Source organism: Pseudomonas sp. B6002, assembly GCF_013385985.1.
Classification (GTDB): Bacteria; Pseudomonadota; Gammaproteobacteria; order Pseudomonadales; family Pseudomonadaceae; genus Aquipseudomonas.
This window is the reverse complement of the sequence record NZ_JACAOY010000005.1, coordinates 72,508-87,995: the sequence shown is the minus strand read 5'-3', so window position 1 is coordinate 87,995 and position 15,488 is coordinate 72,508. Positions and strand designations below refer to the sequence as shown.

Genomic DNA, 15,488 nt, shown 5'->3' with positions numbered 1-15,488 from the left:
TGCGGCCGGCATTTTCATGGCCGACACGTTCTGTAGGACATTTCTGGCCAAGCTGAACGAACCGGCCGGCAAAGCTTTCGCACGCGTCGGGCAAAAGGCTAAGCTAGGGGCAATCAGTGTCGGCGGTGCCGGTGCTAGTCGTGATTTCTCTGCACGGACGTCTCATGCGCAGTCGCCTTTTCAATTTTTTGTCTTGTCTGATTCTTTCCGCCACCGCCGTTCAATCCGCCCAGGCCGTGGACCTCACCACCCAACGTCAATATTACGATGAAGCCAAACGCGCCCTGGCCAAAGGCGACAGCGGCCCGTACATGCAATACAGCGCCGCCCTGGCCGACTACCCGCTCACGCCGTACCTGGCCTATGACGAGCTGACCGCCCGCCTGAAAACCGCGAGCAACGAAGAAATCGAGCAATTCCTCGCCAAGAACGGTGACCTGCCCCAGGCCAACTGGATGAAGCTGCGCTGGCTGCGCTGGCTCTCCGACCGTGGCGACTGGCAGACCTTTGAAAAGTACTACGACGCCAAGCTTAATTTCGTCGAACTGGACTGCCTTCACGCTCAGTACCAGCTCACCCACAACTTAAAAGCCGAAGGCTACAAGAACACCGAAAAACTCTGGCTTACCGGCAAATCCCAACCGGCCGCCTGCGACGCCACCTTCGGTCAATGGGCCGCTGATGGCCAGCTCACCGAACAGAAGATCTGGGACCGCGCCAAACTCGCTGCCGAAGCGCGCAACTACGCACTGGCCAACAGCCTGGTGAAAACCCTGCCAACCCTCGGCGCCCAAGGCCGCCTGATGGTGGACGTAGCACAGAACCCCAACCTGCTCGGCGACCCATCACGCTTCCTGCCGGCCAACGAGGCCATGTCTGACGCCGTGGGCCTGGGCCTGCGCCGCCTGGCACGCCAGGACCCGGACAAGGCCATGGCCCTGCTCGACGGCTACGCCAGCAGCATGCACTTCTCCCGTGACGAAAAAGTGTCGATCGCCCGAGAAATCGGCCTGACCCTGGCCCGTCGCTATGACCCGCGCGCCTTGGACGTGATGACCAAGTACGACCCGGAACTGCGTGACAACACCGTGTCCGAATGGCGCCTGCGCCTGCTCTTGCGCCTGGCCCGTTGGGAAGATGCCTACCAGCTGACCCGCAAACTCCCACAGGACCTGGCCACCACCAACCGCTGGCGCTACTGGCAGGCCCGCAGCCTGGAACTGGCCGAACCGAAAAACCCACAAGCCCTGGTGCTGTACAAAAACGTGGCCAAGGAGCGGGACTTTTACGGCTTTCTCGCCGCCGACCGTTCCAAATCGCCCTACCAGCTGACCAACAAGCCGCTGGTCATGAGCCAGGCGCTGATGAACAAGGTGCGCAACACCCCTGGTGTGCGTCGTGCCCTGGAGTTCTACGCCCGCGGCCAAGTAGTGGATGGCCGCCGCGAGTGGTACCACGTCAGCCGTCACTTCAACCGCGATGAGATGGTCGCCCAGGCCAAATTGGCCTACGACATGAAGTGGTACTTCCCGGCGATCCGTACCATCAGCCAGGCGCAGTACTGGGATGACCTGGACATTCGTTTCCCGATGGCCCACCGCGACACCCTGGTGCGTGAAGCCAAGGTGCGTGGCCTGCATTCCAGCTGGGTATTCGCCATCACCCGTCAGGAAAGCGCCTTCATGGACGACGCCCGCTCCGGCGTTGGCGCCAGTGGCCTGATGCAACTGATGCCCGGCACTGCCAAGGAAACCGCACGCAAGTTCAGCATCCCCCTGGCCTCCCCTGCCCAGGTACTCGACCCGGACAAAAACATCCAGCTCGGCGCCGCCTACCTGAGCCAGGTGCACAGCCAGTTCAACGGCAACCGTGTGCTCGCCTCCGCCGCCTACAACGCCGGCCCCGGTCGCGTGCGCCAATGGCTGCGCGGTGCCGACCACTTGAGTTTCGACGTATGGGTGGAAAGCATCCCGTTCGACGAAACCCGCCAATACGTGCAGAACGTGCTGTCTTATTCGGTGATCTACGGGCAGAAGCTCAATTCGCCGCAGCCGCTGGTGGATTGGCACGAGCGCTATTTTGATGATCAATAAGGCGTAACCCAGAAACAAAAATGCCCGCATTGAACGATGCGGGCATTTTTTATGGGTGATCAATCAGTGAGAGGTGGGTTCTTGCACCTCATCACTGAACTGCAACGCCGCCAACCGCGCATACAACGGGTTGCTCGCAATCAACTGCTGATGCGTGCCCACCGCCACCAGCTTGCCCTGGTCCATCACTGCGATCCGGTCGGCGTGCTTCACGGTCGCCAGGCGATGGGCGATCACCAGCGTAGTGCGCCCTTGCATCAGTTGCGGCAACGCTTGCTGGATCAGGTGTTCACTCTGAGCGTCGAGGGCGCTGGTCGCCTCATCCAGCAGCAGGATCGGCGCATCCACCAGCAACGCACGGGCAATGGCCAGGCGTTGGCGCTGACCACCGGACAGGCCCATGCCGCCATCCCCCAGATGGGTCTGGTAGCCGTCGGGCATTTGCAGGATGAAATCATGGGCGTGGGCGATGCGGGCGGCGGCTTCCACGTGCTCGCGGCTTGCCGTCGGGTTGCCGTAGCGGATGTTCTCTTCGACGCTGCCGTAGAACAGTGCCGGGTTCTGGGACACCAGGGCAAAGTGGCGGCGCAGGTCCATCGGATCAAGCTCGGTCAATGACCGGCCTTCCAGCAGGATGCGGCCTTGCTGGGGGTCGTAGAAACGCAACAGCAGGTCGAAGATCGTTGATTTACCCGCACCGGATGGCCCGACCAGCGCCAGGGTTTCCCCCGGGTTGATGGTCAGGCTCAAGCCATCGATCGCGTAGCTGTCCGGCCGTGACGGGTAGGAAAAGCGCAGGTCCTGCAGCTCCATGCGGCCGCTGACACGCTCCGGCAGCGGCACGGTATCGGTGGACGGGGCCGTGATCTCATTGCTCGACTGCAATAGCTCGCCGATCCGCTCCGCCGCGCCAGCTGCGCGCTGCAACTCGCCAAGCACTTCGCTCAACGTGCCCACGGCGCTTCCCACAATCAGGCTATAGAACACGAACGCCGCCAGCTCACCACCGGAAATACGCCCGCCTATCACGTCCATGCCGCCCACCCACAGCATCACGCCCACAGCCCCCAGCACCAGCATGATCACCAACGTAATCAGCCACGCGCGCTGGACGATGCGCTTGCGTGCGGTGGTGAACGCGTCCTCCACCGTCACGGCGAAACGTTGCTCGTCCTGCACCTGATGGTTGTAGGCCTGTACGGTCTTGATCTGCCCGAGGGTCTCAGACACATAGCTGCCCACATCGGCGATACGGTCCTGGCTCAGGCGCGACAGGCTGCGAACACGTCGGCCGAAGATCAGGATCGGCGCCAGCACCAGCGGCAGCGCCACCACCACAATGCTGGTGAGCTTGGGGTTGGTGACGAACAGCAACACGATGCCCCCCAGCACCATCAAGGCATTGCGCAAGAATAGCGACAGCGACGAACCGATCACCGATTGCAGCAGGGTGGTGTCGGTGGTCAACCGCGACTGGATTTCCGAGCTACGGTTGTTCTCATAGAAGCCCGGGTGTAGGTAGATGAGGTGGTTGAACACCTGTCGTCGGATATCCGCCACCACCCGCTCGCCGATCCACGACACCAGGTAGAACCGTGCAAACGTGCCCACGGCCAGGCCAAGTACCAGGATCATGAACAAACCGATGGACTGGTTGAGCAAGTGTGGCGACTGGGTCATGAACCCCTGGTCCACCAACAGGCGAATGCCCTGCCCCATGGACAAGGTAATACCCGCCGTCACGATGAGCGCCAACAGGGCACCGAACGCGTGCCAGCGGTAGGGTGCAATGAAGCGGCTGGCCAGGCGGATCGCACGACGTTGACGGACTGAGAACATGGAGGGCATCACCAATGAGGAACCTGTACACCTACATTGGGGGAACTTGAGTAAATAACAATGAGTCAGGTTAATTATGCCCGCCGATGCTGACCCCTAGAGGCTATCGGTCTAATGCCCGTCTGGAAATTTGTATCGGTTTCTGGTGGACTGGGTATTCGAACCGCTGATTGTGTATGGAGTTGTAACAGCTCGGTCACGCGGGGGTTTTAAGGTAGGTACACAACCTGATGAGGAGACAGGCCATGACCTTGCACACTAGCAGCACTGACAAAGTAGAAGTCGTCCGCAAAGCGCAGCAAGCAGACCTGGGTTGCTCGATTATCGACGCCCAAGGGCGCGAAGTGCCGATTACCGAAGCCATGATCCAGCAAGCATGCCGCGAACTGGAACAGCGACTGGTCAAGCCTGCCAAGCAAGGCTAACGCGCCCAAGCTCTTTCAAGACCGGCCCTGGTGGCCGGTTTTTTTATGCCCCCCTGTAGGAGCCGGCTTGCCGGCGATGGCGTTCTTGCGATTGCCATCGCCGGCAAGCCGGCTCCTACAATGGGCACAATTTAGAGCGCGTCGGCGCCCAGCGCAGAGACGATCGACGACAGCACAGCGGACTCTCCATTGATGCGCACCTTCAAGCCGTCGATCTCGCGGCGCTCCGGGTAGTGCTTGCGCAGCAGGTCAAACGCCTTGCGCTGTTCGTCCACGCTGCCCACCAGGCTGCGGCGGAAATCCGCATCGTCCCGGCGCGGGTCATACACGCTGCGGCACAAGGTGGCCAAGGCCCAGGCGGGGTCGGTGGCGGCATTCAAGTGCACTTCGGCCAGCCAGGGTGGCGGCAGCAAGTCGCTCAGTTGGAGGCTGGGTTTCTGGCCCAGGTGCGCACAGAACGCCTGATAAATCTGTGCGGTGCCGCGCTGTTTGCCGTCCAGGCTGTAACCGGCGATGTGCGGCGTGGCCAGCACACACAGGTCAGCCAGGTCGACGTCCACTTCAGGCTCGCCTTCCCACACGTCCAACACCGCTTGCAGGTCCTCGCGCGCCAGCAGCACCTCACGCAGGGCGGCGTTATCCACCACCGGGCCCCGGCTGGCATTGATCAACCAGGTGCCGGTCTTGAGTGCGTTGAGCCGCTCGCGGTCGAACAGGTGCCAGGTGGAACCGTTGCCGGACTTGGTCAGTGGCGTGTGCAGGCTGATCACGTCGCACTGTTCGATGATCTGCTGCAGGCTCACGTAGTCGCCCTCTTCGGCGATCTGACGCGGCGGGTCACACACCAGCACGTTCCAGCCCAGGCCCTTGAGCACCTTGACCAGGCGCCCGCCGACTTCGCCCGCACCGACCACCCCGTAAGTGCGCGTATTGAGGTCGGCCCCCTCGATTTCTGCCAGGGTCTGCAAGCTGCCCAGCACATAGTCCACCACCCCACGCGCATTGCAGCCGGGGGCGCTGGACCACTGGATGCCAGCCTGCTGGAAGTAGTCGAGGTCCAGGTGATCGGTACCGATGGTGCAGGTGCCGACAAAACGCACGCGGGTCCCGTCCAGCAAGGCGCGGTTGACGTTGGTCACCGAGCGAACCAGCAACACATCGGCCTGCTCGACCGTGGCGCGGTCGATGGACCGGCCGGGCACCCGGCGAATCTCGCCAAACCCTTCGAAGAATGCATCGAGCAGCGGGATATTTTCGTCGGCAACAATCAACATGGCAGGCTCCTTTCGCGGACTCGCAGTGTACACATATCCACTCCAAGAGGGCTTGTGTGGGAGCCGGGCTTGCCCGCGATAGCATCACTTAGGTACAGCTGATTGACCGAGGTGCCTGCATCGCAGGCAAGCCAGCTCCCACAAAAGCCGGCGCCAACAGGAGAGCGATTGCTTACAAATCCCTAACACAGGTTTTTTCCTGACCGGTGCGTCAAAGCGTAGACTTCGCGGTCCTTGCGCTTCTTCTGACCGGACACCTGTACGTGAACACAACCACCACCGCCCTCTCCCGCCCCGCCCGCGTCAGCCGCGAAGTGCGCAGCCTGCTGACCCTGGCCCTGCCGATCATGATTGGCCAATTGGCGACCACGGCCATGGGTTTTGTCGATGCGGTGATGGCCGGGCGCGTGAGCCCGCGTGACCTGGCGGCGGTGGCCTTGGGCAACTCGATCTGGATCCCCGTCTACCTGCTGATGACCGGCACCTTGCTGGCCACCACGCCCAAGGTTGCCCAGCGCTTCGGCGCGGGCACGTTCAACGAGATCGGCCCCCTGGTGCGCCAATCCTTGTGGCTGGCGTTGGTCGTGGGGGTGACCGCGTTGTTGATGCTGATCAGCGCCGAACCGATCCTGCACGCGATGAACGTCGACCCCGAGCTGATCAAGCCGTGCATGGCCTACCTGCATGGCATCGCGTCCGGCATGCCGGCCATCGCCCTGTATTACGTGTTGCGCTGCTTCAGCGATGGCCTGGGCCGCACGCGGCCGAGCATGGTCATGGGCCTGTGCGGGCTGGCGCTGAACATCCCGCTCAACTATGTGTTCATCTACGGCCACTTTGGCGTGCCGGCCATGGGTGGCGTGGGCTGTGGCTGGGCCACGGCGATTGTGATGTGGGTGATGATGCTCGGCCTGGCCGCCTGGACCCGCTGGGCCCCGGCTTACCAGAGCAGTGAGCTGTTCAAGCGTTTCGACTGGCCGCAATGGGCAGTGATCAAACGCGTGCTGAGCATCGGCCTGCCCATCGGCATCGCGGTCTTTGCCGAGTCGAGCATCTTTGCGGTCATCGCACTGTTGATCGGCAGCCTGGGCGCCAACGTGGTGGCCGGGCACCAGATCGCGCTGAACTTCAGCTCGCTGGTGTTCATGATCCCCTACTCCCTGAGCATGGCCGTCACGGTGCGCGTGGGTCAGGCACTCGGGCGTGGCGAACCGCGCCAAGCGCGCTTCGCAGCCGGGGTCGGCATGGGCACGGCCCTCACCTACGCCTGCCTGTCCTGCAGCCTGATGCTGCTGTTTCGCGAGCAGATCGCGGCGATCTACACCCCGGACCCGCTGGTGATCCACGTGGCGTCGATGTTGATTGTGTTTGCGGCGCTGTTCCAGTTCTCTGACGCGATCCAGGTGACCGCTGCCGGCGCCCTGCGTGGCTACCAGGACACACGGGTGACCATGGTATTGACGCTGTTTGCTTATTGGGGCGTGGGATTGCCGGTGGGTTACGCCCTGGGCCTGACCGATTGGCTGGGCACCGCCAGCGGGCCGAGCGGCCTGTGGCAAGGGCTGATCGTGGGCTTGAGCTGCGCGGCGGCGATGCTGGTGATTCGCCTGGCACGCAGCGCACGTCGGCGGATTCGCCTGGCGCCAGCGCACGCCTGACACACTCCCCCGATGACTGCGCCCCCCTGTAGGAGCCCGGCTTGCCGGCGATGACGTCTTTGAAATCGCCATCGCCGGCAAGCCGGGCTCCTACAAGGTTCAGGCGAGCTTCTTGCGAATCCAGTACAGGTACGTACCCGCCTGCTCCTGCTGATCCACCAGCTCGTGGTCCAGGAACACGCAGAACTTGGGAATATCGCGGCGGGTCGACGGGTCGGTGGCGATCACCTTGAGCAAGCCGCCTGGCGGCAAGTCACGGATGTGCTGGTGCAGCATCATCACCGGTTCCGGGCAGTTGAGGCCGGTGGCATCGAGGGTGCCGTCGACGGCGGTGTCAAACATATCGCTCATGGTTCACTCCTGAAACTGGCGTGCATTGTTGCCCAATTTCAGCCGCCTCACCACCGCTCAGGTGGTTTTGCCTGCCGGATCGTAATGCCACCACCAGGCAATCGAAGCGATGGGCAGGGGCTCCGTGCTGTCATCCTGCGGTTCTTCTGCAACGTCCGCCCCCACCAGGCAGCACGCGCCATCGACCGCGTTGATATAGCGATACCTGGGCGACATCCGATGCCATTGCAACTCACCGCTGATGTAGCAATCCAGGCCTGACAGATAACGCCTCAGCCCGACGCTCGCCTGCCCACGCAAGCTGCGTTGGAGCCGCAGGTACAGCCCTAGGATCCGCTCGCGCATGCGCACCACCGTGACGATTGCGTCCGACGGCGAACAGTCATATTCCCGGCTAACGGCGTCCACCAGGTTGTGCCCTTTCTTGTCCTGGCCACGCATCGAGTCCTTGGGGAAGGAGAACAGGTCGTTATCCAGTACCGCAAAAAAAGCGGCTATTTCCGTCAGCGCCATGACGCGGCGGTCCACCAAGGTTTTTTCACTCAGGCTGACGTTCGGCACCCAGTAGCAGAACATCGGAAACGTCACGCCTCCGCCGCCCATGAGCCGTTGCGTCACATAGTCACTCAGCGTGGGGCGTGGGGCGACGGCTTTCCACATTTCAGCCATGAAGTACGTGCGCAACACGGCGGTCAATCGAGCGGCCTCCCTCGCCGACCCCAGCGCCATCATGCGCCGGCGAATGTCGCGCAACGCCAGCCCATAACGATCGGTGGCGTCCACCGCGACCTCAGGCGATTCCAGCATGCGCTGTATTCGGCTGGTGGCACTGATCAGCGCATTCGGATCGCCACTGGCCGGGCCCTCGTCACAGATCTCATCGTCGTAGGCAAATGTCCAGATCATGTAATCGGTCGCCACTTGCAACCGTGCCAACGGCCCTTGCGGGTAAATCATGCCGCACAGCGGGCCAATGCCGGCAACCGCCAAGCGGTCACGTTGGGCGGTGTCGGGGAAGAGCTTCCACTGCGCCAGCCACTCCAGGCAGGGCTGCTCAATCATTGTCGCCTCGGGATGCGACAACACAGGCAGCGGGCAATAAATGGCCGGGATGACGATGGGTTTCACAGTAAGGCCCTGTCAGCGATTCACACCCTGCTTAAACACCACAAAACCCACGGCCTGCAAAATGCTCTTTCGCACTAATGGCCCCGCGCAGTATCGCCAACCGATCTCGGCAGCTTGCGCTGAACTCACTATAACTAGCGATGGGCTATATCTTTCAGGGTCGGCGCGAATGCTGAGCATGAAGCACTCTTCGATATATACCCTGACTAAGGCTATTCGAAATGACCTGCTTTCCTTCGTAGACGATCAGGGTTCAATACGCCAGCGCTGCAACAGCCGTGGCCTGGAATCCCTATTGATGCTGGCGTTGTTGCGCCGCATGCACTACCTGCCACAGGTACAACGCACGCTGGCCAGGTTTCTGGAACGCTACAAACAACGGGACACGCTGAACCCGCTCGAGCGCTGCCTGATCGCCAATACACCGCCCGCGCACCTCCCGGGAGACGAGCGCAAGCAGTGGATGTTCGTCACCTATTTCGCGCTGATCCACGCCACGCCGTACTTGCCAAGCGATGAAGTCGACCGTATCCGCTACCACGGCCAGGCCTCTTGGGTGTGCCTGACACTGTGCGCGATCAAGATCATCAATGCCCATGGCAACGGGCAACCGATCAACGCCCAGGACCGTGTCTTTCTGCTCGACCAGCTGGCACACGGCAGTGCCAGGGAAGTGTGGGAAGGTCATCTTTCGGCGCACTTGTTGAGCCTGCTGGCGTTACACGCCGTTGCTCCCCACCACCCCCTGCTGATCCTGGGCATCCATAGCCTGCTCGAGCAGCGCAACGCCGATGGCGGGTTGCCGTTTATCCCCCACATGACGGTCTACCTCAGCGCCTTTGCCGGCCTAGCCCTGAGCAAGACCGGCAGGCGCTCGCCCCGGCTGCGGCAGATCGCCGACTACCTGGAGTCGCAGCAGGCTTTGGACGGGGCCTGGGCCTACACCGAAAGCGTGCGTCAAACCGATATCGACAGCACGTGCCTGGCGATCGAGTGCCTGCAGCATGTGGACCCGGTGCGGTATGCCGCGTCTATCCGGCGTGGGCAGGATTACCTCGCGAGCATGGCCAACCCGGATGGAGGCTTTGCCACCTACCTGCGCCATCACCCTTCCGAAACCACCATGACGGCCAACGTGGTCATGGTGCTGGCGCCCGCAGGGCGAGCCTATGGGGAGGTGCTGGATAACGCGCTGGATTTTCTGCTGGGTGCCCAGCACGACGACGGCACGTTCGAGCGCAGTTGGAGCCTGTGCGCGAACTTTGCCATCGCGCGGGTCAGCGCCGCGCTGCGTGTGTCGGGCCGCCCAGGCGAGGCGGTGCTGGCCAGGTCCATCGCCTACCTGCATCAGGCACAAAACCCGGATGGCGGCTGGGGCCAGGTGGCCGGGCAGGCCAGCGACGTGATCAGCAGCGCCCATGCCCTCAGCGCCCTCAGCCACGGGGGCTATTCGGACAGCCTGCAGCGTGGCCTGAACTACCTGAAAAAGCATCGCCACACGCGCCGCCACTTGTTGGCTGACCAGGCCGCACCGAGGCCGATTCCGTATCACTTCCCGGTACTGGCCACGATCTTCACGCTGAACGCCCTGGCCGACGTGCTTACTTGCGCTTCTTCACAACGTCCACCAGTCGACGCAGGTGGCAGGTCACTTCCTCTCGGTCGTGATACAGCTGCTTGCACCCGATCTCCACGCGAATGCCACGTGCCTTGAAGCCCTCCTCGATGCGTTCGAGCAAGCGCTTCACTTCGGCATAGCGTTGCTTCATCGGCAACTTCAGGTTGACCACCGCCTCGCGGCAATGCCCTTCACCGATCCAGGTTTCCAGCAGCGCGGCGTTGCGTGCAGGTTTTTCGACGATATCGCAGACCATCCAGTCCACCGGCTGCTTGGGCACGAAGGTGAAGCCGTCGGCCATCAGGTGCTGCACCAGGCCGGTGTCCATCAGGCTTTCGGCCATGGGGCCGTTGTCGATGGCAGTCACCAGCATGCCGCGATTGACCAGTTGCCAGGTCCAGCCACCCGGCGCGGCGCCGAGGTCGACGCCGGTCATGTCGCCGTGCAAGCGCTCATCCCATTGGTCGCGGGGGATGAAGTGGTGCCAGGCCTCTTCCAGCTTGAGGGTCGAGCGGCTCGGCGCTTCGCGGGGGAATTTCAAACGCGGGATACCCATCGGCCACATCGCGGAGTTGTTCGACTCGGCAAGGCCCATGAACACTTCGCGGCCGCTCTTGAAGGTCAGCAGCAGGCGCGGCTTGCTCGGGTCGTCCACCAGCTTGCCGGCGCTGAGCAAGGCTTTGCGCAGGTGCACTTCGAACTTCTTGCAGAAGTTCGACAGTTCCTTGCCGTCGTTGGTGTCGACCATCTCCAGCCACAGGCTGCCGCACACCGGGAATTCGCGCAGGTGGGCGAGGATCACGCTGATGCGGTCGGTTTCCGGCAGGTCGATGAACACCCCGCGCGCCCATTGCCGTGGAAAGATCAGCTCGGCAAAACGCTGGCCGTGCATCAGGCGCTGGGCGCCGTCTTCTTCGGTGCAGACGAATTCGGCGCAGGCGCTGCCGGTCTTGGCCTTGGCGTAGCCGGAAACGTTCAGGCGCGCGGCGTGCTCCGCGATTTCGGAACAGACTTCGCCTTCAAAACCCGGGCGGCAGTGCATAAAAAGGGTGTTCATCAACTCTCCAAGTGAATCAACCGACCTTGCGCTGTCGCAATGCCTGTCATGAAAACCCGCGCATGATAACGGACTTCGGAACCTTGGACTCAACGATAGAGTCCAGTTATTAGCCTGCTAATGAAAACAGGGCTAAGTTGATAGCTCTGTTCGTCCCGTCAGGTCCGTAGCCGTGCGGACCATAAGGAGTCGTGTCATGTCATCGCTTGATAGCCTGAGAACCCTTAAGACCCTGCAAATAGACAGCAAGACCTACCACTACTTCAGCCTGCCCGAAGCCGCCAAGAGCCTGGGTGACCTGGACAAGTTGCCGATGTCGCTCAAGGTGCTGCTGGAAAACCTGCTGCGCTGGGAAGACAACAAGACCGTCACCGGCGCCGACCTCAAGGCCATCGCCGCCTGGCTCAAAGAGCGCCAGTCCGACCGCGAGATCCAATACCGCCCCGCCCGCGTGCTGATGCAAGACTTTACCGGCGTACCCGCCGTGGTCGACCTGGCCGCCATGCGCGCCGCCGTGGCCAAGGCCGGGGGCGACCCGCAACGCATCAACCCGCTGTCCCCCGTGGATTTGGTGATCGACCACTCGGTGATGGTCGACAAGTTCGGTAACGCCGACGCCTTCGAGCAGAACGTCGACATCGAAATGCAGCGCAACGGCGAACGCTACGCCTTCCTGCGTTGGGGCCAGAGCGCCTTCGACAACTTCAGCGTGGTGCCACCGGGCACCGGCATCTGCCACCAGGTCAACCTCGAATACCTGGGCCGCACCGTGTGGACCAAGGACGAAGACGGCCGCACCTACGCCTTCCCCGACACCTTGGTGGGCACCGACTCCCACACCACCATGATCAACGGCCTGGGCGTGCTGGGCTGGGGCGTGGGCGGTATCGAAGCTGAAGCGGCCATGCTCGGCCAGCCGGTGTCGATGCTGATCCCGGAAGTGATCGGCTTCAAGCTCACCGGCAAACTGAAAGAAGGCATCACCGCCACCGACCTGGTGCTGACCGTCACCCAGATGCTGCGCAAGAAAGGTGTAGTGGGTAAATTCGTCGAGTTCTACGGCGACGGCCTGGCCGATCTACCGTTGGCCGACCGCGCCACCATCGCCAACATGGCCCCGGAATATGGCGCAACCTGCGGCTTTTTCCCGGTGGATGAAGTGACGCTGGACTACTTGCGCCTGTCCGGCCGCCCCGCCGAAACCGTCAAGCTGGTGGAGGCCTACACCAAGGCCCAGGGGCTGTGGCGCAACGCTGGCCAGGAACCGGTGTTCACCGACACCCTGGCCCTGGACATGGGCAGCGTCGAAGCCAGCCTGGCCGGGCCGAAGCGTCCGCAAGACCGTGTGGCGCTGCCGAATGTGGGCCAGGCATTCAGTGACTTTCTCGACCTGCAATTCAAACCCGCCAGCAAGGAAGAAGGTCGCCTGGAAAGTGAAGGCGGTGGTGGCGTTGCCGTGGGCAATGCCGACCTGGTGGGCGAAACCGACTACGAGTACGACGGCCACACCTATCGCCTGAAAAACGGCGCGGTGGTGATCGCGGCGATCACCTCGTGCACCAACACGTCGAACCCCAGCGTGATGATGGCGGCCGGGCTGGTGGCGAAAAAGGCCGTGGAAAAAGGCCTGACCCGCAAGCCGTGGGTGAAAACCTCGTTGGCACCCGGCTCCAAAGTGGTCACCGACTATTACAAAGCGGCGGGCCTTACCCAGTATCTGGATAAGCTCGGCTTCGACCTGGTGGGCTATGGCTGCACCACCTGCATCGGCAACTCCGGGCCGTTGCCCGAGCCGATTGAAAAAGCCATCCAGAAGGCCGACCTGGCCGTGGCGTCGGTCTTGTCCGGCAACCGTAACTTCGAAGGCCGCGTGCATCCACTGGTGAAAACCAACTGGCTGGCTTCGCCACCGCTGGTGGTCGCTTATGCGCTGGCCGGCACGGTGCGCATCGACATCAGCAGCGAACCGCTGGGCGAAGGCAAGGACGGCAAGCCGGTGTACCTCAAGGACATCTGGCCAAGCAGTAAGGAAATTGCCGACGCCGTGGCCCAGGTCAGCACCGGCATGTTCCACAAGGAATACGCCGAAGTGTTTGCTGGTGACGAGCAATGGCAGGCCATTGAAGTGCCCCAGGCGGCGACTTACGTGTGGCAGAAGGATTCCACCTACATTCAGCATCCGCCGTTCTTTGACGACATTTCCGGGCCGTTGCCGGAAATCAAAGACGTCAAAGGTGCCAATGTACTGGCCCTGCTGGGGGACTCGGTGACCACCGACCACATCTCCCCCGCCGGCAACATCAAGACCGACAGCCCGGCCGGGCGCTACCTGCGCGAGCAAGGCGTGGAACCGCGCGACTTCAACTCCTACGGCTCACGCCGGGGCAACCATGAAGTGATGATGCGCGGCACCTTTGCCAACATCCGTATCCGCAACGAAATGCTCGGCGGTGAGGAAGGCGGCAATACGCTGTACATCCCGACCGGCGAGAAGATGGCGATCTACGATGCCTCGATGAAATACCAGGCCTCGGGCACGCCGCTGGTGGTGGTCGCAGGGCAAGAGTACGGCACCGGCTCCAGCCGCGACTGGGCCGCCAAGGGCACCAACCTGCTGGGGGTCAAGGCGGTGATCGCCGAGAGTTTCGAGCGGATTCACCGCTCCAACCTGGTGGGCATGGGCGTGTTGCCGTTGCAGTTCAAGCTGGATCAGAACCGCAAGACGCTCAAGCTGACGGGCAAGGAGAAGATCGACATCCTCGGACTGACCGATGCCGAAATCGAGCCCCGAATGAACCTGACACTGGTGATTACGCGGGAGGATGGCCGTAGCGAGAAGGTGGAGGTGTTGTGCCGGATTGATACGCTTAACGAAGTTGAATACTTCAAGGCGGGGGGGATCTTGCACTACGTGCTGCGCCAGCTAATCGCCTCGTAAACCTGTAGGAGCCCGGCTTGCCGGCGATGGCGATCTTACGGACGCCATCGCCGGCGAGCCGGGCTCCTACAGTTTGAACCGCGTTTCAGATTAGCCGAACAGCCACTTCCACAGCAGCACCAGCACCACCACCGCCAGCACCGGCCGCGCAATGCGGTAGGCCTTGGGATGCTTGCGCTTCCACTGCTTGACCACACCACTGAACTTGTCGCTGAAGGTCTTGCTCCAGGCATACGCCTGGTTGATCCCGCCGACACGTTCGTCGTCCAGGTTCTGCGGTGCAGTCGCACGACCAAGCTGCTTGCTGACCCAACGGTTGACGCGGGTCATCAGGCGGTTGCTCAGGGGGCGCTCGATGTCGCAGAACAGGATCACGCGGGTCTGTTCGGTTTCGTTTTTCACCCAGTGCACGTAGGTTTCGTCGAACATCACGTCTTCACCGTCGCGCCAGGCGTAGACCTGGCCATCGACGAAGATACGGCAGTCGTCGGAGTTCGGTGTGGACAGCCCAAGGTGATACCGCAGGGAACCGGCGAACGGGTCACGGTGCGGGTTGAGGTGGCTGCCACCCGGCAACAGCGCAAACATCGCGCCTTTCACGTTGGGGATGCTGCTGACCAGCGCCACGGTTTTCGGGCACAGCGCCTCGGCCGAGGGCAGGGGTTTGTCGTACCACTTGAGGTAGAAGCGCTTCCAGCCCTTCTTGAAGAACGAACCGAAACCGGCGTCGTTGTTCTTTTCGGCCGCGCGGATGTAACCCTCGTCGAACAGGTGCATGGCCTCTTCGCGGATCACTTCCCAGTTGTCCTTGAGCACATCCAGTTCCGGGAACTTGCTGCGGTCCAGGTAAGGCTTGGACGGCACGGCCGAGAACAGGTACATCAAGGCGTTATAAGGGGCGAACAGCGCCGAATGGTTGACGAACTGGCGCAACATCGGCAAACGCGCCTTGCCGCGCAGGTGCACGTACAACGTGCTGCCGATAAACAACGCCAGCACCGACAGTTTGGCGGCCAAAGAAAAGGTCATGCAGCAACTCCTGAAAATAAGCGCCTGGCCAACAGCAGACGTAGCAGCCGGCCATGATAAACACTTGGGCCAGTATGC

At 62.2% G+C, this 15,488-nt stretch carries 11 protein-coding genes; 5 read left to right on the top strand and 6 right to left on the bottom strand.

Features of this window, described 5'->3' with window-relative positions:
- Positions 1-164 precede the first annotated feature (164 nt).
- Complete coding sequence (locus HX792_RS06705) at positions 165-2,093, top strand: transglycosylase SLT domain-containing protein (protein WP_176995333.1); 1,929 nt, start codon at positions 165-167, stop codon at positions 2,091-2,093.
- 63 nt (positions 2,094-2,156) lie between these two features.
- Here the strand turns inward: HX792_RS06705 and HX792_RS06700 are convergent, their stop codons facing one another.
- Positions 2,157-3,941: an ABC transporter transmembrane domain-containing protein gene (locus HX792_RS06700; protein ID WP_176995332.1), complete on the bottom strand. Its 1,785-nt coding sequence runs from the start codon at positions 3,939-3,941 to the stop codon at positions 2,157-2,159.
- Positions 3,942-4,177: 236 nt separating this feature from the next.
- On the opposite strand from HX792_RS06700, the gene HX792_RS06695 reads away from it, so the two are divergent.
- Positions 4,178-4,357 carry a PA1571 family protein gene (locus HX792_RS06695; RefSeq protein WP_176995331.1) on the top strand — a complete coding sequence of 60 codons (180 nt, stop codon included), beginning with the start codon at positions 4,178-4,180 and terminating at the stop codon, positions 4,355-4,357.
- Between the two features lie 131 nt (positions 4,358-4,488).
- Here HX792_RS06695 and pdxB read toward each other — a convergent pair whose 3' ends face one another.
- On the bottom strand, positions 4,489-5,631 hold the full coding sequence (gene pdxB, locus HX792_RS06690; RefSeq protein WP_176995330.1) for a 4-phosphoerythronate dehydrogenase PdxB: 1,143 nt from the start codon (positions 5,629-5,631) through the stop codon (positions 4,489-4,491).
- 263 nt (positions 5,632-5,894) lie between these two features.
- On the opposite strand from pdxB, the gene HX792_RS06685 reads away from it, so the two are divergent.
- Positions 5,895-7,289 (top strand): MATE family efflux transporter, encoded by a 1,395-nt coding sequence (locus tag HX792_RS06685; protein WP_176995329.1) that lies wholly within the window; start codon positions 5,895-5,897, stop codon positions 7,287-7,289.
- A 99-nt stretch (positions 7,290-7,388) separates the two neighbouring features.
- Here HX792_RS06685 and tusA read toward each other — a convergent pair whose 3' ends face one another.
- Positions 7,389-7,640, bottom strand: a complete 252-nt coding sequence (gene tusA / locus HX792_RS06680) for a sulfurtransferase TusA (RefSeq protein ID WP_176995328.1) — start codon at positions 7,638-7,640, stop codon at positions 7,389-7,391.
- Positions 7,641-7,697: 57 nt separating this feature from the next.
- Entirely contained in the window at positions 7,698-8,702 is a 1,005-nt protein-coding gene (locus HX792_RS06675) for a terpene synthase (RefSeq protein WP_256349810.1), read from the bottom strand.
- Positions 8,703-9,066: 364 nt separating this feature from the next.
- Here HX792_RS06675 and HX792_RS06670 point away from each other — a divergent pair, with 364 nt between their 5' ends.
- A complete protein-coding gene (locus tag HX792_RS06670) occupies positions 9,067-10,482 on the top strand; it encodes a prenyltransferase/squalene oxidase repeat-containing protein (protein WP_176995327.1) in 1,416 nt (471 codons plus the stop codon).
- Here the strand turns inward: HX792_RS06670 and rlmM are convergent.
- On the bottom strand, positions 10,370-11,443 hold the full coding sequence (gene rlmM / locus HX792_RS06665) for a 23S rRNA (cytidine(2498)-2'-O)-methyltransferase RlmM (protein ID WP_176995326.1): 1,074 nt from the start codon (positions 11,441-11,443) through the stop codon (positions 10,370-10,372). The genes HX792_RS06670 and rlmM overlap by 113 nt on opposite strands.
- A 196-nt stretch (positions 11,444-11,639) precedes the next feature.
- Between rlmM and acnA the strand changes: the two genes are divergently transcribed.
- Entirely contained in the window at positions 11,640-14,381 is a 2,742-nt protein-coding gene (gene acnA, locus HX792_RS06660) for an aconitate hydratase AcnA (protein ID WP_176995325.1), read from the top strand.
- A gap of 90 nt (positions 14,382-14,471) precedes the next feature.
- Here acnA and HX792_RS06655 read toward each other — a convergent pair whose 3' ends face one another.
- Complete coding sequence (locus HX792_RS06655) at positions 14,472-15,410, bottom strand: aspartyl/asparaginyl beta-hydroxylase domain-containing protein (RefSeq protein WP_034102532.1); 939 nt, start codon at positions 15,408-15,410, stop codon at positions 14,472-14,474.
- Positions 15,411-15,488 lie beyond the last annotated feature (78 nt).